21 protein-coding genes are annotated in these 24250 nt (G+C 67.6%); 7 read left to right on the top strand and 14 right to left on the bottom strand.

The window, feature by feature from the left end:
* Positions 1–3: 3 nt before the first annotated feature.
* The 4 genes from ACSQ3D_RS00670 to ACSQ3D_RS00685 all read right to left on the bottom strand — a co-directional run bounded on the left by ACSQ3D_RS00670 (position 4) and on the right by ACSQ3D_RS00685 (position 3060).
* Positions 4–981 carry a beta-ketoacyl-ACP synthase III gene (locus ACSQ3D_RS00670; RefSeq protein ID WP_436125576.1) on the bottom strand — a complete coding sequence of 326 codons (978 nt, stop codon included), beginning with the start codon at positions 979–981 and terminating at the stop codon, positions 4–6.
* Positions 981–2036, bottom strand: coding sequence for a phosphate acyltransferase PlsX (gene plsX, locus ACSQ3D_RS00675; protein ID WP_436125577.1), 1056 nt, complete (start codon positions 2034–2036; stop codon positions 981–983). The genes ACSQ3D_RS00670 and plsX overlap by 1 nt, the downstream gene beginning before the upstream one ends.
* Positions 2037–2141: 105 nt before the next feature.
* Positions 2142–2324: a 50S ribosomal protein L32 gene (rpmF, locus tag ACSQ3D_RS00680; RefSeq protein ID WP_005794249.1), complete on the bottom strand. Its 183-nt coding sequence runs from the start codon at positions 2322–2324 to the stop codon at positions 2142–2144.
* Positions 2325–2511: 187 nt separating this feature from the next.
* Positions 2512–3060, bottom strand: a complete 549-nt coding sequence (locus tag ACSQ3D_RS00685; protein ID WP_436125578.1) for a YceD family protein — start codon at positions 3058–3060, stop codon at positions 2512–2514.
* 25 nt (positions 3061–3085) lie between these two features.
* On the opposite strand from ACSQ3D_RS00685, the gene ACSQ3D_RS00690 reads away from it, so the two are divergent.
* The 3 genes from ACSQ3D_RS00690 to ACSQ3D_RS00700 all read left to right on the top strand — a co-directional run bounded on the left by ACSQ3D_RS00690 (position 3086) and on the right by ACSQ3D_RS00700 (position 5849).
* Positions 3086–3685, top strand: a complete 600-nt coding sequence (locus ACSQ3D_RS00690; protein WP_436125579.1) for a Maf family nucleotide pyrophosphatase — start codon at positions 3086–3088, stop codon at positions 3683–3685.
* Positions 3686–3839: 154 nt separating this feature from the next.
* Positions 3840–4616, top strand: coding sequence for an SAM-dependent methyltransferase (locus ACSQ3D_RS00695; protein ID WP_436125580.1), 777 nt, complete (start codon positions 3840–3842; stop codon positions 4614–4616).
* Between the two features lie 132 nt (positions 4617–4748).
* Positions 4749–5849: a hypothetical protein gene (locus ACSQ3D_RS00700; RefSeq protein ID WP_436125581.1), complete on the top strand. Its 1101-nt coding sequence runs from the start codon at positions 4749–4751 to the stop codon at positions 5847–5849.
* Between the two features lie 159 nt (positions 5850–6008).
* On the opposite strand, the gene ACSQ3D_RS00705 is transcribed toward ACSQ3D_RS00700, so the two are convergent.
* From ACSQ3D_RS00705 to ACSQ3D_RS00720, 4 genes are all read right to left on the bottom strand, one after another.
* On the bottom strand, positions 6009–7058 hold the full coding sequence (locus tag ACSQ3D_RS00705; protein WP_056162080.1) for a S49 family peptidase: 1050 nt from the start codon (positions 7056–7058) through the stop codon (positions 6009–6011).
* Between the two features lie 66 nt (positions 7059–7124).
* Complete coding sequence (locus ACSQ3D_RS00710) at positions 7125–7496, bottom strand: Rieske (2Fe-2S) protein (protein WP_056162078.1); 372 nt, start codon at positions 7494–7496, stop codon at positions 7125–7127.
* A 5-nt stretch (positions 7497–7501) separates the two neighbouring features.
* A complete protein-coding gene (locus ACSQ3D_RS00715) occupies positions 7502–8176 on the bottom strand; it encodes an HAD family hydrolase (protein ID WP_436125582.1) in 675 nt (224 codons plus the stop codon).
* 8 nt (positions 8177–8184) lie between these two features.
* Complete coding sequence (locus ACSQ3D_RS00720; protein WP_436125583.1) at positions 8185–9198, bottom strand: RluA family pseudouridine synthase; 1014 nt, start codon at positions 9196–9198, stop codon at positions 8185–8187.
* Between the two features lie 598 nt (positions 9199–9796).
* On the opposite strand from ACSQ3D_RS00720, the gene ACSQ3D_RS00725 reads away from it, so the two are divergent.
* The 4 genes from ACSQ3D_RS00725 to queF all read left to right on the top strand — a co-directional run bounded on the left by ACSQ3D_RS00725 (position 9797) and on the right by queF (position 16019).
* Positions 9797–13024: an Rne/Rng family ribonuclease gene (locus ACSQ3D_RS00725; protein ID WP_436125584.1), complete on the top strand. Its 3228-nt coding sequence runs from the start codon at positions 9797–9799 to the stop codon at positions 13022–13024.
* Positions 13025–13290: 266 nt separating this feature from the next.
* Positions 13291–14061: a peroxide stress protein YaaA gene (gene yaaA, locus ACSQ3D_RS00730; RefSeq protein WP_396502872.1), complete on the top strand. Its 771-nt coding sequence runs from the start codon at positions 13291–13293 to the stop codon at positions 14059–14061.
* 162 nt (positions 14062–14223) lie between these two features.
* On the top strand, positions 14224–15078 hold the full coding sequence (locus ACSQ3D_RS00735; protein ID WP_056420806.1) for a 2OG-Fe(II) oxygenase: 855 nt from the start codon (positions 14224–14226) through the stop codon (positions 15076–15078).
* Positions 15079–15173: 95 nt separating this feature from the next.
* Positions 15174–16019: an NADPH-dependent 7-cyano-7-deazaguanine reductase QueF gene (queF, locus tag ACSQ3D_RS00740; RefSeq protein ID WP_056420803.1), complete on the top strand. Its 846-nt coding sequence runs from the start codon at positions 15174–15176 to the stop codon at positions 16017–16019.
* A 221-nt stretch (positions 16020–16240) separates the two neighbouring features.
* Here queF and ACSQ3D_RS00745 read toward each other — a convergent pair whose 3' ends face one another.
* From ACSQ3D_RS00745 to ACSQ3D_RS00770, 6 genes are all read right to left on the bottom strand, one after another.
* Positions 16241–17437, bottom strand: coding sequence for a Y-family DNA polymerase (locus ACSQ3D_RS00745; RefSeq protein ID WP_436126161.1), 1197 nt, complete (start codon positions 17435–17437; stop codon positions 16241–16243).
* A gap of 174 nt (positions 17438–17611) precedes the next feature.
* Entirely contained in the window at positions 17612–18703 is a 1092-nt protein-coding gene (locus ACSQ3D_RS00750) for a M48 family metallopeptidase (protein WP_436125585.1), read from the bottom strand.
* Between the two features lie 130 nt (positions 18704–18833).
* Positions 18834–20531 carry a thiamine pyrophosphate-binding protein gene (locus ACSQ3D_RS00755; protein ID WP_436125586.1) on the bottom strand — a complete coding sequence of 566 codons (1698 nt, stop codon included), beginning with the start codon at positions 20529–20531 and terminating at the stop codon, positions 18834–18836.
* 45 nt (positions 20532–20576) lie between these two features.
* A complete protein-coding gene (locus ACSQ3D_RS00760) occupies positions 20577–21818 on the bottom strand; it encodes a pyridoxal phosphate-dependent aminotransferase (protein WP_436125587.1) in 1242 nt (413 codons plus the stop codon).
* Positions 21815–22729, bottom strand: coding sequence for an amino acid ABC transporter substrate-binding protein (locus tag ACSQ3D_RS00765; RefSeq protein WP_436125588.1), 915 nt, complete (start codon positions 22727–22729; stop codon positions 21815–21817). Before ACSQ3D_RS00765 ends, ACSQ3D_RS00760 begins: the two co-directional genes overlap by 4 nt.
* Before the next feature lie 187 nt (positions 22730–22916).
* Complete coding sequence (locus tag ACSQ3D_RS00770; protein ID WP_436125589.1) at positions 22917–24107, bottom strand: NAD(P)/FAD-dependent oxidoreductase; 1191 nt, start codon at positions 24105–24107, stop codon at positions 22917–22919.
* Positions 24108–24250: the final 143 nt, after the last annotated feature.

A 24250-nucleotide genomic window follows, 5' to 3' on the forward strand; every position in this document is an offset into this window, starting at 1 on the left:
CAGCTATAACTTCAGGAGCACGGCGCCCCAGGTGAAACCGCCGCCCACACCTTCGAGGAGCAGGGTCTGCCCCTTCTGGACCTGGCCGGTGCGCACACCGTGGTCGAGCGCCAGCGGAATGGACGCTGCCGACGTGTTGCCATGCTGGTCCACGGTGACCACCACCTTGTCCATGGGCAGCTTGAGCTTCCTGGCGGTGCTTTGCATGATGCGGATATTGGCCTGGTGAGGAATCAGCCAGTCGATATCTGCTTCGACCAAGCCCGCCTTGGCCAGCACTGCGTGGGCTGCCTTTTCAAGCACCCCGACCGCCAGCTTGAACACGGCCTGTCCGTCCATCTTGAGCAGTGGGTCGCCCAGCACCTGTCCACCCGAAACACCGCCCGGGACGCACAAGATGCCGACATGCTTGCCGTCGGCATGCAGATCACTCGACAAGATGCCGGGCGTGTCCGAAGCCTCAAGCACCACAGCGCCGGCTCCGTCGCCAAACAGCACACAGGTCGTGCGGTCGTTGAAATCCAGGATACGGCTGAACACCTCGGAGCCGACCACGAGTGCGCGGCTGGCTCCGCCGGACTGGATCATGGCGTCGGCCACCGCCAGCGCATACACAAAGCCGCTGCACACGGCCTGCACATCGAAGGCGGGGCAGCCATTGGCACCCAGCTTGTTCTGCAGGATGCAGGCGGTGGAGGGGAACACCATGTCCGGTGTGGACGTGGCCACGATGATGAGATCGATGTCCGTGGGCTGCAGGCCCGCCGCCTGCAAGGCGTTGCGTGCAGCTTCCAGCCCCAGGTCGCTGCTGCCGACATCGGGCGCGGCAAAGTGGCGCGCCCGGATACCGGTGCGTTCCACGATCCATTCGTCCGAAGTTTCGATACCGCGCTGGCCCAATTCAGCTACCAGATCGGCGTTGGTCAACCGGCGCGGGGGCAGATAGCTGCCGGTACCGGTAATGCGGGAGTAGCGTCTCATCAATGTCTCATCGTCGCCGCTACGCCAGGTTGGGTCTGGGCATCTGCGGGCGCGAGGAGCGGGGCCGCATGCGCAATCCGGGTCCGGACGCGGTCGAGCAGGTTGTTGCGGGCTGCATCATACGCCCGGTTCAAAGCCTGCTCGAAAGCCATTGTGTCCGCCGATCCGTGGCTCTTGAAGACCAGTCCGCGCAGCCCCAAAAGCGCCGCGCCGTTGTAGCGGCGGTAGTCCATACGCTTCATCAGCGCTTTTAAGACCGGATAGGCCACGATAGCAGCCATTTTGGTGAAAATGTTGTGCGAAAACTCGGTCTTCAGGGCGCCGATGATCATGGACGCCACACCTTCGCTCGCCTTAAGCGCCACGTTCCCCACAAAACCGTCACATACCACGATGTCGACAGTCCCCTTGAAGATGTCGTTACCCTCGACATTGCCAAAAAAGTTCAGATCACCGGCGTTGCCAGCAGATCGCAGCAGTTCACCGGCTCTTTTGATGACTTCGCTGCCCTTGATGACTTCTTCACCGATGTTCAGCAAGCCGACGGTGGGCTCGCCACCCTCTTGAAGGGCCGACACCAGCGCGGAGCCCATCACCGCGAACTGCAGCAGATGCTCGGCCGAGCAGTCCACATTCGCACCCAGGTCCAGCACCGTGGTGGCACCGCCCAAGGCATTAGGCAGCTGGGTGGCGATCGCAGGGCGGTCGATGCCGTCCAGGGTTTTGAGGAGATAGCGGGCAATCGCCATCAGTGCGCCGGTATTGCCGGCTGACACGGCAGCCGCGGCAGCCCCGTCCTTGACCTGCTGGATGGCCACGCGCATGGAAGAGTCTTTCTTCTTGCGCAGGGCCACTTCCACCGGGTCGTCCATCGCCACCACCTCGGTAGCGACAACGACCGTGGCCCGATCGTGCGAAAACGACTGCAGGCTGTCCGCCAGGCCGACGAGCAGCAGGCGAGCATCCGGATGATTGTCAAGAAACTGACGGCACGCCGCGAGCGTGACGCGGGGGCCATGGTCGCCCCCCATGCAGTCAACAGCCAGTGTGATCATGGGCGACTAGTCTGACTGGCCGTGGGCCAGCGATGAAATGCAATAACCAAAACAAAGGCCCGCGCTACGCTTTCTGTAGCAACGGGCCTATGGATGGTGCGAAGGTCAGGCTTCGGACTTGTTCTTCAGCACTTGGCGGCCACGGTAGAAACCGTTGGGGCTGATGTGGTGACGCAGGTGGGTTTCACCGGTGGTGGGTTCCACTGCAATGCCTGGCACATTCAGGGCATTGTGCGAACGGTGCATACCGCGCTTGGAAGGGGACTTTTTGTTTTGCTGAACGGCCATGATGGCTCCTGGTCTGAATAGGTTGGTAAATACGCGATCAGCCCATTAAGACACGAGGGGATTCGCGTGAAGCCCTCGATTATAACCCAAATGATTTTGGGGGCTGTCTATACCCTTTCGGGCGACTCATCCTGCACGTGTCGGCACAGGGCGACAGCCTGGCCGGCAAGCCCCTTCGCGCGGCTCACTACCCCTTGGTGTCCTTGCGCAAACCCGCCAAGGCCGCGAAGGGATTGGGCTTGTCGGCACTGGCTTCCTCGAAGTCGTCGTCGGTCGATGCCATGGGCACCGAGGTCGGGCATTCGTCGTGCTTGGGCACCACGGGCAGCGCCATCAGGAGCTCGTCTTCGATCAACTCGCGCAGGTCGAACTCGCGGGTCATGGCGAGCAGGTCTTCCTCGCTCTCGTCGTCCAGCGCCTCGGCGGTGGCCTCGTCGGCCACGAAGCGGAACTCGCGGTCGACCTCCAGGGGCACGTCCACCGGCGTCAGGCAGCGCTGGCATTCCATGGGGAAGCTGGCGGTGACCTTGATGCGCAGCCATACCTGCCCCATACCGCCCAGCGCGGTGCGCACCTCGCCCACGGCTTCCCAGTCCACCATCAGGTCCGGGTGCAGGCCTTTGGCCTCCTGGGCCAGGCGCTCGTACTTCAAAAGTGATTCGTGGCCCGACAGCCGCCCGCCCGCCTGTGCAAAGGCTTTCACGTCGAGGCGCTGGGGGGAGAATTCCTTGGTCATGGCGGCAGTGTAAGAGAATCGGCGCATGCTTCAATCCCCTCCCCTGCAACGCCCTCTGGTATTGGGCTCGACCTCGCGCTACCGGCGTGAATTGCTGGAACGGCTGCGCCTGCCGTTCGACGTGGCGGCCCCCCATGTGGACGAAACCCCCGAGCCCGGCGAAGCCCCCCGCACCCTGGCGCTGCGGCTGGCCCTGGCCAAGGCCCGCGCCGTGGCGCAGCAGTACCCACAAGCCGTGGTCATCGGCTCCGACCAGGTGGCCGACCTGGCCGGCACGCCGCTGGGCAAGCCCGGCGAGCACGAGCGCGCCGTGCAGCAACTGCGCCAGATGCGCGGGCAGACCGTGATTTTCCAGACCGCCGTGGCGGTGGTGTGCGCGGCCACGGGGTTCGAGCAGGTCGACTTGGCGCCCGTGGAAGTGACATTCCGCGACCTCTCCGATGCGGAGATCGAGCGCTACCTGCGCGCCGAGCAACCCTATGACTGCGCCGGCAGCGCCAAGAGCGAAGGCCTGGGCATTGCGCTGCTCGACGCCATCCACAGCGACGACCCCACGGCCCTCATCGGCCTGCCGCTGATCCGCACCTGCCGCATGCTGCGCGCCGCGGGCCTGGTGTTGCCGTGATCAAGCACCCCCTGAGGCGCTTCGCGCCTTCCCCCTCTCCGTCGGGAGGGGGACGCACCCGGTGGCCTGGCAAAGCCAGTTCCACGGGTGCACTGGCATGGACCGCGTCCAATTCGGAGTCCTCGGACCCTGAACAACGCACTGAATACTCCCAATGACAACAAAAACCGGAACCCTGTTCCTGGTACCCGCCCCGCTCGACTTCGGCTGCGACACCACCGCCCCGCTGCAGGACGCCCTGCCCGACAGCACCCTGCAGACCGCCGCGCGCCTGACGCACTGGGTGTGCGAGAACGCCAAGAGCACCCGCGCCTACCTCAAGCGCATCGATGCACTGCACCCGCTGGCAGCTCCCCTGCAGCAGCAGCAGATCACCGAACTACCGCGCGAGGTGCACAAGAAGGGCGACCACGGCGACAAGGGCTCCGCGCCGTTCGACGCGCGCCCCCTGCTGGCTGCCGCGCTGGCGGGGCACGACATCGGCCTGGTCAGCGAGGCTGGAATGCCTGCCGTGGCCGACCCTGGGTCATCCGTGGTGCGCGCGGCGCACGACCTCTCCATCCGCGTGGTGCCGCTGGTCGGACCGGTGTCTCTGCTGCTGGCACTGGCGGCCAGCGGGCTCAATGGGCAGAACTTCGCCTTCGTGGGCTACCTGCCGCAGGACGCGCACGAGCGCACGCAGCGTATCAAGGAGCTGGAGGGTCTGGCCCTGAAAACCGGCCAGACCCAGTTGTTCATCGAGACGCCCTACCGCAACGCGGCGCTGTGGCAGGCCCTGGTGCAGGCGCTGCAGCCCCACACCCGCCTGGCCCTGGCCAGCGGTCTGACGCTGCCGGAAGCCCGCATCCAGAGCCAACTGGTCCGCCAATGGCGCCAGCAGCCCGCCGCACCGGACAACCGCACACCCGTCGTGTTCGCGCTGGGCCGGTAAAAAAAGCAGCGTGCAACAGCGCACGACGGCGCACAGCACCATGGAGCCACACCCATGAAATACATCGTCACTACTATTTTTATAGCTGCCAGCGCTTATGGAGCAAGCGCCAGCGCCATTATTCGCTGTGAAATGGATGGCAAGCCCCTCAACGTCTCCAACGGCGCGGAGCTGGCGGGCAAGTCGGGGCTGGTGCGATGCCGGGAAGAAGACACCGGCCACCTGCAGCGCGAGCAAGAGCTGCGCAACGGCAAGTTCATTGGCCAGGAGCGCATGTTCGACCGCGAGGGCCGCCTGCTGCGCGAGCGCACGGTGAACGAACGCGGCAACAGCCACGGCCGGGTGGCGGAGTTCTGGCCCAACGGCCAGGTGCGCCGCGAGGAAACCGCCGACAACGGCCGCACCCAGGGCGCCGTGCGCCGCTTCGACGCCACAGGCCGGGGGGAGCGCGTGTCGTTTCACGGCGAGGGGCAAGAGCTTTTCCATGTCGAATACAACAGCAAGGGCCAGCCCACGCGATTGCTCTGCCCGCGCAGCAGCGTGCTGCCCGAAGACCGCAAGCTCTGCGGCTTCAACGGCGCCACCGACACCGAGCTGTACGCCGAGAGCGGTGCGCGGTCTGCGCAACTGCGCTACGACCAGGGCCGCCTGCTGAGCGCCACCGAGTGGTCCAGCGACGGCGTCGTGTCGGCTCAGCAGCTTGTGGTGGACGGCCGGCGCGTGCACAAGAGCTTCTATACAGAGGGCGGCAAGAGCGTGCTGCGCGAGGAACGTGTCTTCACCCCCGACGACCGCACGCTGCGCGACACGCGCGGCCAGCTTTTCAGCGCCAGACGCTATGGCGCATCAGGCCAGCCCATCGAGCAACGCGGCTTTGCAGACGGCCGCGAGGTACAGGTGGAACGCTGGTACCTGAACGGGTCCTTGCGCGAGCGCAGCACCGTCAGCGGCAGCGGCAAGGACGCCCGCCAGCTGCGCGAGATGTACCGCGACGACGGCAAGCTGGCACGGCGCGAGCAGCTCAACGCGGACCAGTGGCGCGTGGGCACGCAGCAGGCCTTCCACGAGAACGGCCGGCTGGCGACGGAGGAGCAATACTCCACCCCCGACGCGCGGGGCCGCACACGCCTTACGGCCCGCAAGCAGTGGGATGAATCCGGCAAGCTGATCGCCGACGACACCATCCTGGAAGACGGCTCCCGCCAGCGCAAAGCTGCCGGAACCGACAGCTGATACGGGCCTGCCCCAAAAAAATAACCCCGCGCAACAATGACGTTGCACGGGGCTGGAAGGCTTGATGGTTGCCCGGTTGCGCGTCTGGATGCGCGTCAGGTGACCGACTCACCGGCCACTGCGACGCTACAAAGCGCGGGCGCCGTGGCGCTCAACCGCTCAACGCAGCTGAGGGCCGGCCCAGGCAAGCGACTTCACCGCGCCCACACCGATGGCCGCGCCAAAGCGCTTGACCAGGCGCTCCGCCACGTTGTCGCGGCGGGTGTAGTCGATGATTTCCTCGGCCTTGACCACTTCACGGGCCACGTAATCCAGATTGCCCAGCTTGTCGGCCAGGCCCATTTCCACAGCCTGCTGGCCGGTCCAGAACAGGCCGCTGAAGGTATCGGGCGTGGTCTTGAGGCGGTCGCCACGGCCTTCCTTCACCACAGCGATGAACTGCTGGTGGATCTGGTCGAGCATGGTCTGCGCATAGGCACGCTGCTTTTCGGTCTGCGGGCTGAACGGGTCGAGGAAGCCCTTGTTCTCGCCGGCCGTCAGCAGGCGGCGCTCCACGCCCAGCTTTTCCATGGTGCCGGTGAAGCCGAATCCGTCCATCAGCACACCGATGCTGCCCACGATGCTGGCCTTGTCCACGTAGATGTCGTCCGCGGCCGCCGCGATGTAGTACGCGGCCGAGGCGCAGGTTTCTTCCACCACCGCATAGATCGGCTTGCCGTGCTTGGCCTTGAGGCGAACGATCTCGTCGTTGATGATGCCGGCCTGCACCGGGCTGCCACCGGGCGAGTTGATGAGCAGCACCAGTGCCTGGGAGCCCTCGTCTTCCAGCGCGCTGCGCATGGCGGCCACCACGAACTCGGCGCTGGCTTCGGCCCCGGCGGCGATTTCGCCCTTGATGTCCACCACCGCGGTGTGGGGCGAGGTCTTGCTGGCGCTGGGCGATGCCTGGCGCAGCGCCATGAAGGCGATGGCGGCGATCAGCACCAGCCAGGTCAGGCGAAAGAAGATCTTCCAGCGGCGCGCACTGCGCTGCTCATTGAGGGTGGCAAAGGCCAGCTTTTCCAGCGTGGCGCGCTCCCAGCCGGGTTCACGCGATGAGTCGCTCACAGATGCTCCTGAGTTTGTAGCTGATTGCGCCCACAGATCGGGCGCGGGGTTGCTCTTGGGGTCGAAGCCCGACGAACCGGGCTGTTGGGAATCGGTGGTCATGTCATGGGTCCTGGCACGGTGCAGCGGGCGCGGCCGGCGGCGGCATCGGGCCTGTGGGGAGGGTTTTCAGAACGCGATGGGCTGCAGATGGTGGTCAGTATGCCAGTGCACTGCACCATCGCTTTCCGTCAGTGGGATTTTGACCAGCCCGCCACGGCACGGCCCGCCTGCGCATTCGCCCGTGCTGGGTAGGTAGGCGGCTCCGTGCGTGGCGCACAGCAGCCACTGGCCGGTGTCGTCGAAAAAGCGGTTGGCCTGGTAGTCCATCTCCATCGGCACGTGGGTGCAACGGTTGAGATAGGCATGGGGCTCGCCCCGGTAGCGGATGGCAAACGCCCGGCAGGTCTGGCCTGCGTACACCACGTCGAAAGGCACCGCCAAGCCGCCGTCGACCAGGTCGCCGCTGCCGCACAAGGGAATCATGCTGTCGGTGGCCATGGCGGTCAGGCGTTCTGCAGCAGCCAGTCGTGCAGCTCGCGCACCGAGTGCGCCACGTGCAGGGGTTCCAGCGCACCGAACACCTCGGGCTCGTGCGCGCCGTAGCTCACGCCCACGCTCGCGCACCCGGCGTTCACCGCCATCTGCAGGTCATGGGTGGTGTCGCCGATCATGAGCAGGCGCCCCGGCGCCACGTCGAACTCGGCCATCAGCTCCTGCAGCATCAGCGGATGCGGCTTGCCGGCGGTCTGGTCTGCGGTGCGCGACCCGTCGAACATGCCGCGCAGTTGCACGGTGTGCAGAACCTCGTCCAGCCCGCGGCGGCTCTTGCCCGTGGCCACGGCCAGCAGGTGGCCGCGCTCGCGCAGGTCGTTCAGCAGGGGCAGCACGCCCTCGAACAGGCTCAGGTCGTCCTGGTGCTGCACGTAGTGAAACCGGTAGCGGTTGGCCAGGTCGGTGTAGCGCTCGGGCGGCACATCGGGCGCGGCGTGGGCCAGGGCCTGCATCAGTCCCATGCCGATGACGTACGCGGCATCCTTGTCGGACGGCACGGTGCCGCCCACATCGCGCACCGCCTCTTGAATGCAGCGCACGATGATGGCGGTAGAGTCGAACAGGGTGCCGTCCCAGTCGAAGGCGATGAGGTCGTAGCGGCGGGGGCGAAAGCTGGAGGCGGGCATGGGCGGTGTCACGCCTGGTCGGGCGCTGGGGTCACGAAGTCAGCCAGTTCGGGCGGCAGTTCGGCATTCAGCGCCACGCGCTCGCCCGAGGCGGGGTGGTTGAACTGTAACCGCCACGCATGCAGGAACATGCGCTTCATCCCCAGCTTCAGCAGGCGTTTGTTCAGGTCGAAGTCACCGTACTTGTCGTCCCCCACGATGGCATGCCCCTGGCTGGCCAGGTGCACCCGGATCTGGTGCGTGCGGCCGGTCTTGATGGTCACTTCCAGCAGGGACATCACCGGCAGGCCCTGGGCCTGGCGCGCAGGGATCGTGCTGCGCACCTTCACCAGCGTGATGGAGCGCATGCCGTCCGGGTCATCCTCCGTGGTCACGCGCACACGGCGCTCGCCGTCGGCCTGCAGGTATTTGTGCAGCGGCAGGTCGATGACCTTCTTGTTGGCCGGCCAGGCGCCGGTGACGAGCGCCAGGTACGTCTTGCCGGTCTCGCGCTCGCGGAACTGGTCCTGCAGGTGGGTGAGCGCCGAGCGCTTCTTGGCCACCAGCAGGATGCCCGAGGTGTCGCGGTCCAGCCGGTGCACCAGCTCCAGGAACTTCGCCTGCGGGCGTGCCTGGCGCAATTGCTCGATCACCCCGAAGCTCACGCCGCTGCCGCCATGCACCGCCACGCCGCCGGGTTTGTCGATGGCGATGACATGCTCGTCTTCGAGCAGGATCGGGAATTCGCGCGCGGGCGCGGGGCGCTCGGCCTTGTCGGCCACCTTGTCGGAGATGCGCACCGGCGGCAGGCGCACCACGTCGCCCGCCTCCACCCGGGTGTCGGCGCTCGCACGGCCCTTGTTGATGCGCACCTCGCCGCTGCGGATGATGCGATAGACGTGCGTCTTGGGCACGCCCTTCAAATGGCGTATCAAAAAGTTATCGAGCCGCTGGCCCGCGGAGTCTTCGTCGACCTCCACCATGCGGACTGCGGGAAGCCCCGCAGCCGCTGCGGGCGGTTTGGCCCCTATAATGTGTTTCACCTGCGCGTTGTCATGTAAGTGGTTGATTTGTCTGGAGTTTAGTCCACACAGCCCTTGCCCCACGTTCAGGCACGTCGATGCCAACGGGTGTCGTGCACGCAGATTGCAGGCCAGATGCCTGTGGTGGCCTGCACAGCGCGCGGCGGGCTGACAGATTGAAACACTGATACGGAATCCCAGAAGCTGGCAGATGCACCCCACCCGGGCGCCACCTGCCAGCGGATCGAAGCGAGCATGTGGTTGTTGATGGCATGGATGGTGACCTTGTGGCGGAGGCTGCGGCCTTTGGCTGCACGCTCAAAATCGCCCTCAGCGCCCAGCCAGCAAGCGCAACCAGCTACTCTTTTGCTAGCAAAACTGCGCTCCTACCACTCGCCCCCATCCACGCGCCCCTGCCTCACGATGCTGCGCTAGAGCGCTGCAGATCATTGGCATCCCCGGCAATTCCCTTCGTTTCGATGCGTCAGTCCAGGCATTCACAGCTCCTGTAGAGCTTGTTGTATTGGTTTGGAAACTGTGGGCGGCAGCCCGCGCAGCCCTCCCTGTCGGAAGGTGAGCTGCACCGCTGCCGTCCGCGAAACACGGAAGGAATCGCATCATGAAGCGGATGCTCATCAACGCCACGCAGCCCGAAGAACGGCGCCTGGCCATCGTCGACGGACAAAAGCTCCTCGACTACGAAATCGAGATCGAAGGGCGCGAACAGCGCAAGGGCAACATCTACAAGGCCGTCGTCACCCGCGTCGAGCCCTCGCTGGAAGCCTGCTTCGTCGACTACGGCGAAGACCGCCACGGCTTCCTGCCGTTCAAGGAAATCTCGCGCAGCTACTTCGCCCCCGGCGTCTCGCCCAGCCAGGCACGCATCAATGAAGTGATCCGTGAAGGCCAGGAGCTGCTGGTCCAGGTCGAGAAGGAAGAGCGCGGCAACAAGGGCGCGGCGCTCACCACCTTCGTCTCGCTGGCCGGCCGCTACGTCGTGCTGATGCCCAACAACCCCCGCGGCGGTGGCGTATCGCGCCGCATCGAGGGCGAGGACCGCGCCGAGCTCAAGGAGGCGATGGACCAGCTCGAATACCCGAACGGCATGTCCATCATCGCGCGCACCGCAGGCATCGGCCGCACCGCGCCCGAGCTGCAGTGGGACCTGAACTACCTGCTCAAGCTGTGGACCGCCATCGACGGCGCGGCCAAGGGCGGCAAGGGCGCCTTCCTGATCTACCAGGAATCGAGCCTCGTCATCCGCGCGATCCGCGACTACTTCAACAACGACATCGGTGACATCCTCATCGATACCGACGACATCTACGAGCAGGCGCACCAGTTCATGGCGCACGTCATGCCCGAGCATGCCGCCCGCGTCAAGCGCTACCGCGACGACGCCGCGCTGTTCAGCCGCTTCCAGATCGAGCACCAGATCGAGTCGGCCTACGCCCGCACCGTGCAACTGCCCTCGGGCGGCGCCATCGTGATCGACCACACCGAAGCGCTGGTGTCCGTGGACGTGAACTCGGCCCGCGCCATCAAGGGCGGCGACATCGAGGAAACCGCCACCCGCACCAACCTGGAAGCCGCCGACGAAGTGGCCCGCCAGATGCGCCTGCGCGACCTGGGCGGCCTGATCGTCATCGACTTCATCGACATGGAAGAGTCGAAGAACCGCCGCGAAGTGGAAAACCGCCTGCGCGACGCGCTGCGCCAGGACCGCGCCCGCGTGCAGTTCGGCACCATCAGCAAGTTCGGCCTCATGGAAATGAGCCGCCAGCGCCTGAAGCCCGCCCTGTCCGAAGGCTCGTCCATCCCCTGCCCGCGCTGCGGCGGCTCGGGCCACATCCGCGACACGGAAAGCTCGGCCCTGCAGATCCTGCGGATCATCCAGGAAGAGTCCATGAAGGACAACACGGCCGCCGTGCACTGCCAGGTGCCGGTGGAAGTGGCCTCGTTCCTGCTGAACGAAAAGCGCACCGAGATCGCCAAGATCGAACTCAAGCAGCGCGTGGCCGTGCTGATGGTGCCCAACAAGACGCTGGAAACCCCCAACTACCGCCTGGAGCGCCTGAAGCACGACGACCCGCGCCTGGACCACATCGAAGCCAGCTACAAGCTCGCCGAAGAAGTGGAAGACCCCACCGCCGTGACGCGCCGCTCGCAAGAGCCCACCAACAAGCAGACCCCCGTCATCAAGGGCGTGCTGCCCGATGCTCCCGCCCCCGTGGCCGAGCCCCGCCCCGAAGGCGCGGCCCGCCCACCGCGCGCCGGCCAGCCGCCGCGCCATGGCGCAGGCACCGCCGCACCCGCACCCGCCCCGGCACAAGCCCCTGCGGCAGCACCTGCCCCCGCAGCACCGCAGGAGCAAGGCTTCTTCGCCTGGCTCAAGAGCCTGTTCGGCTTTGGCACCCCGCCCGCCGCAGCCCCGGCACCCGTGGCAGCACCGGCGCCCGCGCCGGCCGCTGACACCACCGCCCGTGGCGAACCCCGCCGCGACGGCCGCAACGGCGAAGGCCGCGGCCGAGGCCGTGGCGGCCGCGATGGCGGCGGCAACCGCGACGCGCAGCGTGAAGGCGGCGGCCGTGACGGCCACCGCGAAGGCAACGGTGAAAACCGCCGCCCCCGTGGCGAGCGCCCGGCCGAAGGCCGTGGCCCCCGCGACGCCGAGGGTCGCCCACAGCGTGACGCAGAACGCCGCCCCGAAGGCGAAGGCCGCGACCCCCGCGAGGGCGGCCGCGAGCCCCGTGAAGGCCGCAATGGCCGCGACGGTGGCCGCAGCCGCCGCGATGCCGAGAGCCGCAACCAGGCCGCCGGCGTGAACGGTGACGCCACCGCAGCGCAAGCCCAGGTGGAAGGCCCGAACGGCCAGGTTGCCGCAGCAGACGCCGCAGCCGGCCAGCCACCCCGTGGCGAGCGCGGCCCGCGCCGTGAACGTGGCGAGCGTGGCAACCGCGGTGAACGCGGCGAACGCGCCCCACGCAACGCCGAAGGCCAGGAAGCCGGCGCAGCAGCCGCTGCTGCCGCACCGGTGGCTGGCGACTTCGTCGACACCTCGCCCCTGGGCTCGCTGCCCGACCTGGACCTGACCGGCAACGAAACCGCAGGTAACGCCAATGGCAGTGGCAATGGCAACGGCGGCCCCGCCAGCGAAGAGCAGCGCCGCGAACGCCGCTCGCGCGACCGCTACGGCCGTGACCGCCGCGAACGTGGCGACCGTGGCCCGCGCGACAACGCCGACGCCGCTGCCGCCGCCCCGGCCATGCTGGACTTCGACCCCACCGTGGCCGCGCCGCAGGATGCCGCCGCAGCGGCTCCAGCCGCCGAGCAGGACGGCCAACCCCGCCGCAGCTACTTCAGCGCAGCCCCGGCCGCGCCAGCAGACGCCGCACCCGTGGTGGCCGCCGACGCTGTGGCAGTGCCCACCGCGTCTGCAGTGCCGGCCCCGGTGGCAGCCCCCGCTCCGGTGGCACCTGCCGCGGTGCCTGCTGCTGCAGCTGCCCCTGCGCCGGCCCCGGCCGCCGCAGCACCCCGTGCAGCCGCGCCCTCGGCAGCCGCTCCCGCTGCCGCCGCGGCAGAGTCCATGCCCCGCGTGGCAGCCTTCACGCTGCCCGTGAGCGAGCTGCAGCAGGTGGCCGCATCGTCGGGCCTGCAGTGGGTGAACTCGGACGCCGACAAGATCGCCGCCGTGCAGGCCGCCATCGCTGCCGAGCCGCGCCCCATCCACGTGCCCCGCGAGCGCCCGCCCGTGGTGGTGCTGGACGAAGGCCCGCTGGTGTTGGTGGAAACCCGCCGCGACCTGTCGGACCTGACCCTGCCGTTCGAGAAGCCGCCCGCGGCCTGAGAGCGGCTTCGGCCCCCTGGTGACGCTTTCACGGCGTGACTCCGAAAAAGGCGGCTCTCTGGGCCGCCTTTTTCATGGGCGGGCGCCCCCAGGCCAATCACCGTGGGCGGCCCCAAGGCCTGCTGCAGCAGTTACCATTTTGTCCGTCGCCCGCTGCTGCAACCCCGCCGCAGGGCGACCGCCTCCCCGGCCCCGGGGTTGCCGCATCGCCGCGATGCAGGCAGCCTGCCCCCCTCTTTCCACCGACCACCGCTCCGGCCCTGCCCATGCTGTTCCTGCTCTCGCCCGCCAAGTCGCTCGACTACGACACGCCCCTGCCCGAGGGCCTGCCGCACACCACGCCGCAGTTCGTGCCGCAGTCGAGCGCCCTCATCGACGTGCTGCGCACCCATTCACCGCAGAGCATTGCCTCGCTCATGGACCTGAGCGACAAGCTGGCCGCGCTCAACGTGGCCCGCTACCAGGCGTGGCGGCCGCGCTTCACGGCGACCAACTCGCGCCAGGCGGCACTGGCCTTCAACGGCGACGTGTACGACGGCCTGCAGGCCCGGTCGCTGTCTGCCGACGACCTGGCCTGGGCCCAGGGCCATGTGGCCATCCTGAGCGGCCTGTACGGCGTGCTGCGCCCGCTGGACCGCATGCAGCCCTACCGGCTGGAGATGGGCACGCGCCTGGCCACCGAGGCTGGCAGCAACCTGTATGACTACTGGGGCAGCCAGATCGCCGAGCACCTGAACACCCGCCTGCGCGCCGACAAGACGCCCGTGGTCATCAACCTCGCCTCGCAGGAATACTTCAAGGCCGTGGACCGCAAGGCGCTCAAGGCGCGCGTCATCGACTGCGTGTTCGAAGACTTCAAGGACACCGGCTACAAGATCATCAGCTTCCATGCCAAGCGCGCACGCGGGCTGATGGCGCGCTACGCCGTCACCCACCGCGTGGCGACACCGCACAAACTGGAAGGTTTTGACCTGGACGGCTATGCTTTCGCCCCCGGGGCCTCCTCGCCGGAGCGCCTCGTCTTTCGCAGAGGATGAGGGCATGGCCCTGAGCGGCTCCGCCGCGTTTGCGTCGCCCCTTGCGCCGACCGTTGCGCCGCACGGCGCGCGTGCAGGGGGACGACGGCGTCCCTGGCCCGGCACAGCGCGCCCACGCGCGGCTGCCGGCCTCTGGTTGTGCCTGTTGTATGGAGAGCTGATATGACGACCGCCCAAACGATCACCCCTGAACTGCGCCGCTGGATCATCGAGCAGGCCCAGGCCGGCTATGCCGCGCCGGTGGTGCTGCAGTCGATGCGCGATGCCGGCTGGGACGAGGACGTGGCCGCCGATGCCATGGAAGTGACGCTGCAGGACCACCTCAACGAGTTGGCCGTGCAGCAAGGCCAGCCCAGTGCCGTGCCGGTGCCCGAGCCGCAGCTGGGCGACTCGCCCGCGCAGGTGGACTGCGGCGACCGCGTGGTGCACGTGCTGCTGGCCATGGCCCAGCCGCGCATCGTGGTGTTCGGCAACCTGCTCTCGCCCGAAGAATGCGACGCCCTGATCGCCGCGGCCGAGCCGCGCATGGCACGCTCGCTCACCGTGGCCACCAAGACCGGCGGCGAAGAGATCAACGACGACCGCACCAGCGACGGCATGTTCTTTCAGCGCGGCGAAGGCGAACTGCTGCAGCGCATCGAAACGCGCATCGCCCGCCTGCTGAACTGGCCCATCGAAAACGGCGAAGGCCTGCAGGTGCTGCACTACCGCCCCGGCGCCGAGTACAAGCCGCACTACGACTACTTCGACCCCGCCGAGCCCGGCACGCCCACCATCGTCAAGCGCGGCGGGCAGCGCGTGGGCACGCTGGTGATGTACCTGAACACGCCCGAAAAAGGCGGCGGCACCACCTTCCCGGATGTGCATGTCGAGGTCGGGCCGCAGCGCGGCAACGCCGTGTTCTTCAGCTACGAGCGGCCCCACCCCTCCACCCGCACCCTGCACGGCGGCGCCCCGGTGATCGCCGGCGAGAAGTGGATCGCCACCAAGTGGCTGCGCGAGCGCGAATTCAAGTAAGAATTTGAATAAAAACAGCCCCTACCGCTTGCCCCATGAGCGCTAGCAGCTATTAAAAACATAGCAAACCACCCGCCACCGTCCACGGGCACCGCATGAACACCCCAGAACAATCCCAACTCGGCAAATCCTCTGCCTACATCGACCAGTACGACGCATCGCTGCTGTTCCCCATCCCTCGTGCAGGCAAACGGGCCGAGATCGGCGTCACCGGCGCAGCCCCCTTCTTCGGAGCCGACCTGTGGACGGCGTTCGAGCTGTCGTGGCTCAACCAGCGCGGCAAGCCGCAGGTGGCGCTGGCGCACATCACCGTGCCGTGCGAGACGCCCAACATCGTGGAGAGCAAGTCCTTCAAGCTGTACCTGAACAGCTTCAACAACACGCGCTTTGCCGATGCGGCCGAGGTGCAGGCGCGCATCCGCGCCGACATCAGCGAAGCCGCCTGGCGCGGCAGCGAGCACCCGGCCACCGTGGGTGTGCGGCTCATCGGCCCCGAGCTGTTCGACCAGGAGCCCGTGCACGAGCTCGACGGCCTGAGCCTGGACCGCCTGGACGTGGAATGCACGCAGTACCAGCCCGCCCCCGAGCTGCTGACCGCCGAAGTGGGCCAGCCGCCCGTGACCGAGGTGCTGACCAGCAACCTGCTCAAGAGCAACTGCCTGGTGACCGGCCAGCCCGACTGGGGCAGCGTGCAGATCAGCTACAGCGGCCCGCAGATCGACCAGGAAGGCCTGCTGCAGTACCTGGTGAGCTTTCGCAACCACAACGAGTTCCACGAGCAGTGCGTGGAGCGCATCTTCATGGACGTGTGGACCCGCTGCAAACCCATCAAGCTCACGGTGTATGCGCGCTACACGCGCCGCGGCGGGCTGGACATCAACCCGCTGCGCACCAGCCACCCGCAAGGCCTGCCGCGCAACGTGCGCACGGCGCGGCAGTAGCCCTGCTGGGGACCCCCGATGGGTCGGCATAAAAGCACCTGAAACCGTTCACGCTGAGCTTGTCGAAGCGCCGCGCAAGGCTTCGACAAGCCTCTCCTGAGCCTGTCCTGAGCCTGTCCTGAGCCTCTCCTGAGCCTGTCCTGAGCCTCTCCTGAGCCTGTCCTGAGCCTGTCGAAGGGCTCAGCCCGAACGGATTGTTCGAGTGCAACGGGACCGGCCCCCTAAAAAAGCGGTCGGGTGTGGGGGTCCGCTTCGCGCACCCGGCTCGCGCGCGGCTCCGGGGGGCCGTCCGGCACCTCGCCCACCCGCTCCAGCGTGCCCACACGCACGCCCAGCAAGCGCAGCTTCCGGTCGAGCGGCACGCGCTTGAGGCACAGGCCCGCCGTGCGGCGGATGGTGGCGGCGTCCTGGGTGTAGCGGTCCAGCGTCTGGTCGCGCGTGGCGATCTTGAAGTCGTCGTAGCGCAGCTTGATGCCGATGGTCTTGCCCACATAGCCCTTGCGCTGCAGGTCGCCCGCCACGCGCTCGCACAGGTCGGTGAAGATGGCCGACAGCTCCGCCCGGTCGCGCACGGCGTGCAGGTCGCGGTCGAACGTCGTCTCGCGGCTCATGCTCACCGGCTCGCTCTCGGTCACCACCGGGCTGTCGTCGCGGCCCCAGGCCACGCGGTGCATCCAGGCGCCGCTCGACTTGCCAAAGCGCGCGATCAGCCACTGCGGGTCCTGCGCGGCCAGCTCGCCGATGGTGTGGATGCCCAGCCCCGCCAGCTTCTCGCCCGCCTTGGGGCCGATGCCGTTGATCTTGCGCACGTTCAAGGGCCAGATCTTCGTCTGCAGGTCGTCCTCGTAGACGATGGAGATGCCGTTGGGCTTGTTGAACTCGCTCGCCATCTTGGCCAGCAGCCGGTTGGGCGCCACGCCGATCGAGCAGGTGAGCCCCGTCACGTCGAAGATGCTTTTCTGGATGAGCCGCGCCAGCACTCGGCCCCCTTCGCGCTGGCCGCCGGGCACGTCGGTGAAGTCGATGTACACCTCGTCCACGCCCCGGTCCTGCATCACCGGCGCGATGTCGGTGATGGTGCTCTTGAACAGGCGCGAAAAGCGCCGCACCTCGTCAAAGTCCACCGGCAGCACGATGGCCTGCGGGCACAGCCGGGCCGCCTTCATCATGCCCATGGCCGAACCCACGCCGAACTGGCGCGCCGGGTAGGTGGCCGTGGTGATCACGCCGCGGCCCACGTAGTCCTTGAGCAGCGGGAAATCCTCCACCGGGATGAAGCGCCGCTCGCGCTCCTCGGAGCCGTCCGGGCCGCGCAGCAGCAACTCGTCCACCTTGCGCCGCCCGCCGCCGATGACCACGGGCAGCCCCTTGAGCTGCGGGTAGCGCAGCAGCTCGACCGACGCGAAGAACGCGTCCATGTCCAGGTGTGCGATGCGGCGCAGGCGGCCAGTGGATGCCGTGGCGGCAGATGGCGCGTCAGCAGATGAAGGCGCAGAGGCGTCGGGCGAAGGATCGGTCACACCCGCTATTTTGCGCGGTGTCTGCGCGGCAGGCGGGGTGCAGGCCTATCCTGCGGCCCCTGCCATTCCAGCCTATCGCTTGAACAGGCCGGCGGCCGAGTTCTTCCACTTGTCCACCGCCTGGGCCCCAGCGGCCAGCAAAGGCGCAGCGGCGTCCGCAGCACCGGCACCGGCACCGGCACCGGCACCAGCATTGGCCGTGGCGCCAGCCTGCGGCAGCGCAGCCGCATCGCCGCCCGCAGCCTCGTTGCCGGGCGCGGCCAGTGCTGCAGGCGCAGCGGCCAGCTGCGGCACGTCGCGGCGGTAGTTGCCCGCCAGAATCTCGCGGTACTGCTCGCCGCCCGCGTACTCCTTCAGGGCCTTCAGGCGCACCGGGATGAAGGGGTGCGTGGTGCTGGAGTTCTCCATGATGGACACCAGCTGCACCAGCTTGTTGACCTCCTTGTGGGCCTCGGTCTGCGCAATGGTCTCTTCGATGTTGCGTTCGTCCTCGTAGCCCGTGACCTTGCCCGACAGCTTGGCCAGCGCGCTCAGGCCGGGGCCCAGGTTCTGCAGACACAGCAGGCCCGCGCGGTCGCAGGTGAATTCAGCGCGGCGGTACCACTCCCAGTACGCCAGCAGCAGCGGAATGCGCAGCATGCCCACGCCAGGGATCGGCACGACCGACGCGAAGATGTCCCAGTAGCGGATCAGCATGTCGCCCAGCTGCCGGTACAGCCCGTGGGCGGCCTTGATGTGGCCCACCTCGTGGCCGATGACGAAGCACAGCTCGTCGGGCGTGAGCGCTTCCACCAGGCCGCTGTGCAGCACGATGCAGGTGCGCCGCTGGCCCGACGTATAGGCGTTGAGCTCGGGGTTGGTGGTGATGTACACATCCGGCACCTTGCACGACAGGATGGCGCAGCAGCGCTCCACCAGCGCATACAGCGAGCCATAGTTGTTGGCATTGATTCGCACCATCTGCTCGTTGTTGTTCAGGTGCGTGATCTGCTCGGAAAAATTGGCGTCCAGCCACGACAGCAGCTGCCCCGCGCCCGGAATGCCCTTGAGCGTCGCCAGGGCCTCCTGGTCGCCCGGATAGGTGAACGATGTGTACGAGATGTCGGTCAGGATCACCTGGTTGCTGGCATACACCAGGGCGTCGGCATGTTTGTGGGCGGGCATGGGAACGTGTGAAATGGATGGGGACGTGGATCATTCCACGCCCCAAGGCCCCACCCAGGCCCCGCGCCCCACCATCGTGTAACAAATGGCACGGCCTGGCCGCGCGCGCCCACCAGCTCGGGGCCGCCGCCTACTGCTTGGCCAGCGCCGCCTTGCGGATGCCCTGCAGCGTGCCGGTGGGCGTGATCGCCTCGGGGTCGATCAGGCAGTGCAGCACGCTGGGCAGGCCGCTCGCGCGTGCGCGGGCCAGTGCGGGGGCGAAGTCTTCGGTGCGCTCCACACGCTCGCCATGGCCGCCGAAGGCCTGGGCGTAGGCCTTGAAGTCGGGGTTCTTGAGCGCCGTGGCGCTCACGCGGCCCGGGTACTCGCGCTCCTGGTGCATGCGGATGGTGCCGTACATGGCGTTGTCCAGCAGCACCACGATGATCGGCAGGCCGTACTGCACGGCGGTCGCGAACTCCTGGCCGTGCATCAGGAAGTCGCCGTCACCCGCAAAGATCACCACCTCGCGCTGCGGCCACAGCCGCTTGCCGCCCACACCGGCGGGCAGCCCGTAGCCCATCGACCCGCTGGTGGGCGCCAGCTGGCTGGCAAACGTGGTGAAGGGCCAGAAGCGGTGGATCCAGGTGGCGAAGTTGCCCGCACCGTTGCAGAAAATGGTGTCGGCGGGCAGCACATCCTTGAGGTGCTGCATCACCTGCCCCATCTGCAGGTCGCCAGGGATGCGGATGGGCGTCGGGTCGCTCCAGGCCAGGTAGTCGGCATGGGCGGCTTCGGTGTGGGCCTTCCACGGCACCGGCGCCGTAGGGCGCACCGCGTTCAAGGCCGCGGCAAAGGCCTGCGGCGTGGCGTGGATGGCCTGCGTGGGGCGGTAGAGCTTGCCCAGCTCATCGGCGTCGGCATGCACATGCACGAAGGGCTGCGCGGGCGTGGGAATGTCGAACAGCTCATAGCCCTGCGACGGCACTTCGGACAGGCGCCCGCCCACCACCAGCACCAGGTCGGATGCGCGGATGCGCGCCAGCAGCTTGGGGTTCACGCCCAGGCCCAGGTCGCCGCCATAGCAGGCGTGCGTGGCCGCAAACAGCATCTGCCGGCGGAACGAGCAGTACACGGGCAGCGACCAATCTGCAGCAAACGCCGTGAACTCACGCACCGCCTGCTCAGACCAGCGGCTGCCACCCAGGATGGCCACGGGCTGCTTCGCCTTGCCCAGGCGCTCGGCCAGCTCGGCCATCTGCGCGGCGCCGGGGTAGGTTTCGGTGACCTGGTAGGGCAGCGCGTCGGCCACGGTGGCCGCCTCTGTCAGCATGTCTTCGGGCAGGGCCACCACCACCGGGCCGGGGCGGCCCGAGGTGGCGACGTGAAAGGCGCGCGAGATGAGTTCGGGCACGCGGGCCGGGTCGTCGATCTGCACCACCCACTTGGCCATGGTGCCGAAGACCGCGCTGTAGTCGAGCTCCTGAAACGCCTCGCGCCCCATGGCACCGCGCGCCACCTGGCCCACGAACAGGATCATGGGCGTCGAGTCCTGGTGCGCGATGTGCACGCCGGCCGACGCATTGGTCGCGCCCGGCCCGCGCGTCACGAAGCAGATGCCCGGCTGCCCCGTGAGCTTGCCCTGCGCCTCGGCCATCATGGCCGCGCCGCCTTCCTGGCGGCACACCGTCACGCCGATGTCCGCATCGTGCAGCGCATCGAGCACGGCCAGGTAGCTCTCGCCCGGCACGCAGAACAGCTGCTGCACACCGTGGGTGATGAGCTGCTGGACCAGGATCTGGCCGCCGGTGCGGCTCTGGGCGGGGCTGGAGGTGGAAAGCGTGGTCATATCAAAAGGTCCGGAACGAGAAATCAAACAAGAAAAACAGGCGGGTCAGCGCAGCGCCTCGCACGCACGGCGAATGCGTGCGCAGGCTTCCTGCAGATCAGCCATGCTGGCAGCGTACGAGATACGGAAATACGGCGCCAGCCCCAGCACGCTGCCCGGCACCACGGCCACGTGGAACTCGCGCAGCAGGTAGTCGCAAAAATCGGCGTCCGTGCGCAGCAGCGCGCCACCCGGTGTAGTGCGGCCCAGCACGCCTTCGCAGCTGGCAAAGGTGTAGAACGCACCCTCGGGCACGCGGCAGCGCAGGCCCGGCGATGCGTTGAGCGATGCCACCACCAGGTCGCGCCGCGCCTGGAACTCGCGGCAGCGCTCGGCCACGATGTCCTGCGGGCCGGTGAGCGCCGCCACCGCCGCCGCCTGGCTGATGGACGACGCGCACGACGTCGCCTGGCTCTGCACCACCGCCATGGCCGCGATCAGCGCGCGCGGACCCGCGCCGTAGCCGATGCGCCAGCCCGTCATGGCGTACGACTTGGACACGCCGTTCACCGTGAGCGTGCGGTCGCGCAGCGCCGGCAGCACCGCCACCGGCGTGGCAAACGCATGACCGTCGTACAGGATGTGCTCGTAGATGTCGTCCGCCAGCACCCATACCTGCGGGTGGCGCAGCACCACCTCCAGCAAGGGCCGCAGTTGCTCGGCACTGTAGGCCGTGCCGCTGGGGTTGGATGGCGAGTTGATGAACACCCAGCGCGTGCGCGGCGTGATGGCCGCATCGAGCTCTTGCGCCGTGATGCGAAAGCCGTTGTCTTCGCTGCACGGCACCACCACCGGCACGCCGCCCGCAATCAGCACCATGTCGGCGTACGAGGTCCAGTACGGCGCGGGCAGGATCACCTCGTCGCCGGGGTTCAGGCTGGCCATCAGCGCGTTGTAGATGACCTGCTTGGCGCCGGCGCCCACCGTGATCTCATTGGTGGCGAACGTGAGGCCGTTGTCGCGGCGGAACTTGAGCTGGATGGCGGCCTTGAGCTCGGGCGTGCCATCGAGCACGGTGTAATGCGTGTCGCCCCGCGCCATGGCGCGCTGCGCAGCCTCCTGGATGTGCACGGGCGTGTCGAAGTCCGGCTCGCCCAGGCCCAGCACGATGATGGGCTGGCCCTGGCGCTTCAATTCACTGGCGGCCTGCGTGATGCGCACGATGTCCGACACACCGATGGCGCTGATGCGGTCAGCCGCGCGGAAGGCGGTGGCAGGGAGGGCCGTGGCGGGGATGGCGGCGTTCATTGCTGGTAGGACTCCAGGGGCTTGTCGTTGGGCGTGGCGAACAGCTGGCGCAGCGTGGTGCCCAGCGGCAGGTTCAGGCTCATGTTCTTGGGCGGAATGGGGTTCACGAACCACTTGGTGTAGATTTTTTCCATCTCGCCGCTTTGCATCAGGCGCGTGAGCACGCCGTCCACCGCAGCCTTGAAGGTGGGGTCGTCCTTGCGGAACAGCAGCGCGATCGGCTCGGCGCCCAGCGGCTCACCCACGATGCGGTAGGCCGACGGGTCCTTGGAGTTGGAGATCAGGCCCGCCAGCAGGTTGTCGTCCAGCACGAAGGCGTCGGCGCGGCCGGATTCGAGCAGCATGAAGCTCTCGTGGTGGTCCTTGCCCAGCACCGTCTTGACGGGTGCGCCCAGTGTGCGCTCCTGCTTGCGCAGCAGCTGCACGGCTGTGGTGCCGGTGGACGCCGCGATCGTGCGGTTGCCCAGCTGGCTGATGGACTTCAGGTCCGAATCCTTGCGCACCGCCATGCGCACCTCGCTCACATAGGTCGTCACCGCAAAGGCCACCTGCTGCTGGCGCGCGGTATTGTTGGTGGTGGGGCCGCAGCCGATGTCGAGCGTGCCGTTCTGCACCAGGGGCAGCGTGTTCTGCGCGGTGACGGCCATGTATTCGAGCTTGGCGTCGGGCACGATTTCTTTCAGCACCCGCTCGCACAGCTCCACGTGGTAGCCCACGTACTTTTCATTCGCGCCCAGCGCGTAAGCCATGGGTGGCGAGGTCTCGCGCACGCCCAGCACGGCCTTGCCCGATGCCTTGATCTTCTCCAGCGTGGGGGTGGTGGGTGTCTGCGCGTGTGCGGGCGCCAAGGTGGCGAAAGCCAGGGTCAGGCCTGCGGCGAGCGCGGTGAAAGGGGTGCGGGAAGTTGCCATGGTCGTTGTCTCCGGTGGTGTTGTGGTTGGCAAAGGGAAAAAGGGAAAAGGAAAAAAGGTATTGCGGTCCCGCTTGGGGAGGCGCCCGGCTTCAGGTCTCACCCCGACCGTTCGGGCTGAGCTTGTCGAAGCCTTGTGCCGGCGCGGGGCATATCCAGGACCAAGGGTTGCGGGTTGCGGCGTGCATTCAGATCACGTTCTTTTCCAGCAGCGGCTCGTTGCGCGCAATGCGCTCGATGGACAGCGGCGACAGGTCCAGACTCTGGTAGCGCCCCGTCAGCATCAGCTCGGCCAGGCCGCGCCCCACGGCAGGGCATTGCTGCAGGCCGTGGCCCGAGAACCCGTTGGCCAGCACGAAGTTGTCGCACGCCGGATGCAGGCCCACGATGGCGTTGTGATCGAAGGTGTTCATCTCGTAGTAGCCCGCCCAGGCGCCCTGCATGCGCAGTGCCTCGAAGCCCGGAATGCGCTCGGCCAAGGTCGGCCACACGTGGTCTTCAAAAGCGTGATGCTCAGGCTCCAGCGGCGCAAAGTCGGCATCGTCGCCAGCCTGCGGCGCAAAGCCGCAGATGAAGCCCTTGCCCTCCGGGCGCAGCCAGATGCCGCTGGTGTCGATGATCAGCGGACAGCCCGGCAGCGCCGCAGGGCTGGCCAGGTGGAACACCGTGCGGCGCTTGCCCACCACGGGCAGGTCGATGCCTGCCCAGCCTGCAATGGCCGCCGCCCAGGGGCCGCCGGCATTCACCGCATAGCTGCACGGGAGGGCATCGCCGCTTTTCAGTTGCACGCTGGTGACGTGCTGCACGCCGTCGCTGCGGGCCATCTGCAGTCCCACGGCTTCACCGGCCACGTAGCGCACGCCCTGGCTCTGCGCCTTCCTGCGCAGCGCGGTCAGCAGCAGGTAGCCGTCGAACCAGCCCTCGCCCGACAGCCCGAGCGACCCCAGCACCACGTCCTGCAGTGCCAGCCACGGAAAGCGCTCGGCCAGCTGCTGCGGGCTGAGCAGCGCCACATCAGCGCCGTGCCGCTTTTGCAGCGCATGGTTCTCGCGCAGCGTGGCCTCGCCGGCCGCGGTGGCCAGGTACAGATAGCCGCCCTCGTGCAGGCCCACATCCGGCGCATCGCCGTTGCAGGCGAGCAGCGTGTTCACATGGCGCAGAAAGCCGATGCCGTAGGCCGAGATCTGAACATTGATGTCGGTAGAAAATTGCTGGCGGATGGAGCTTGCCGACAGCGCGGACGATGCGCGCGCATAGGTCGGGTCCCGCTCGACCACCACCACCGCGCAGCCCGGCTGCTGCAGCGTGAGGAAGTACGCGATGGCACTGCCGATGACGCCGCCGCCGATGATGACGAAGTGAGAGGAATCAGAGGCCATGGGTACCGTTCACACGCTACAACAGTGAGTTTGCCGATGGGGCTTCACGACTGGCGCGGCGTGGGCCAGCGGCCGCCGCGCAAGGGCCGCCCCGCCGCGCTGGCGGCGTCCCCCTTCGGGGAAGGCGCCGCAGGCGACTCAGG

The organism is Acidovorax sp. LjRoot117, assembly GCF_964252695.1.
In the GTDB taxonomy this organism is placed as follows: domain Bacteria; phylum Pseudomonadota; class Gammaproteobacteria; order Burkholderiales; family Burkholderiaceae_C; genus Acidovorax.

Excerpts from the sequence above, each read along its gene's own strand:
- ACSQ3D_RS00745 (WP_436126161.1), bottom strand. The coding sequence starts at position 17,437 with ATGGACGCGTTCTTCGCGTCGGTCGAGCTGCTGCGCTACCCGCAGCTC.
- ACSQ3D_RS00735 (WP_056420806.1), top strand. The coding sequence starts at position 14,224 with ATGACGACCGCCCAAACGATCACCCCTGAACTGCGCCGCTGGATCATC.
- ACSQ3D_RS00715 (WP_436125582.1), bottom strand. The coding sequence starts at position 8,176 with ATGCCCGCCTCCAGCTTTCGCCCCCGCCGCTACGACCTCATCGCCTTC.
- ACSQ3D_RS00755 (WP_436125586.1), bottom strand. The coding sequence starts at position 20,531 with ATGACCACGCTTTCCACCTCCAGCCCCGCCCAGAGCCGCACCGGCGGC.
- yaaA (WP_396502872.1), top strand. The coding sequence starts at position 13,291 with ATGCTGTTCCTGCTCTCGCCCGCCAAGTCGCTCGACTACGACACGCCC.
- ACSQ3D_RS00750 (WP_436125585.1), bottom strand. The coding sequence starts at position 18,703 with ATGCCCGCCCACAAACATGCCGACGCCCTGGTGTATGCCAGCAACCAG.
- ACSQ3D_RS00685 (WP_436125578.1), bottom strand. The coding sequence starts at position 3,060 with ATGACCAAGGAATTCTCCCCCCAGCGCCTCGACGTGAAAGCCTTTGCA.
- rpmF (WP_005794249.1), bottom strand. The coding sequence starts at position 2,324 with ATGGCCGTTCAGCAAAACAAAAAGTCCCCTTCCAAGCGCGGTATGCAC.
- ACSQ3D_RS00705 (WP_056162080.1), bottom strand. The coding sequence starts at position 7,058 with ATGACCACCGATTCCCAACAGCCCGGTTCGTCGGGCTTCGACCCCAAG.
- queF (WP_056420803.1), top strand. The coding sequence starts at position 15,174 with ATGAACACCCCAGAACAATCCCAACTCGGCAAATCCTCTGCCTACATC.
- ACSQ3D_RS00695 (WP_436125580.1), top strand. The coding sequence starts at position 3,840 with ATGACAACAAAAACCGGAACCCTGTTCCTGGTACCCGCCCCGCTCGAC.
- ACSQ3D_RS00725 (WP_436125584.1), top strand. The coding sequence starts at position 9,797 with ATGAAGCGGATGCTCATCAACGCCACGCAGCCCGAAGAACGGCGCCTG.
- ACSQ3D_RS00670 (WP_436125576.1), bottom strand. The coding sequence starts at position 981 with ATGAGACGCTACTCCCGCATTACCGGTACCGGCAGCTATCTGCCCCCG.
- ACSQ3D_RS00690 (WP_436125579.1), top strand. The coding sequence starts at position 3,086 with ATGCTTCAATCCCCTCCCCTGCAACGCCCTCTGGTATTGGGCTCGACC.
- ACSQ3D_RS00770 (WP_436125589.1), bottom strand. The coding sequence starts at position 24,107 with ATGGCCTCTGATTCCTCTCACTTCGTCATCATCGGCGGCGGCGTCATC.
- ACSQ3D_RS00700 (WP_436125581.1), top strand. The coding sequence starts at position 4,749 with ATGGATGGCAAGCCCCTCAACGTCTCCAACGGCGCGGAGCTGGCGGGC.
- ACSQ3D_RS00710 (WP_056162078.1), bottom strand. The coding sequence starts at position 7,496 with ATGGCCACCGACAGCATGATTCCCTTGTGCGGCAGCGGCGACCTGGTC.
- ACSQ3D_RS00765 (WP_436125588.1), bottom strand. The coding sequence starts at position 22,729 with ATGGCAACTTCCCGCACCCCTTTCACCGCGCTCGCCGCAGGCCTGACC.
- ACSQ3D_RS00760 (WP_436125587.1), bottom strand. The coding sequence starts at position 21,818 with ATGAACGCCGCCATCCCCGCCACGGCCCTCCCTGCCACCGCCTTCCGC.
- plsX (WP_436125577.1), bottom strand. The coding sequence starts at position 2,036 with ATGATCACACTGGCTGTTGACTGCATGGGGGGCGACCATGGCCCCCGC.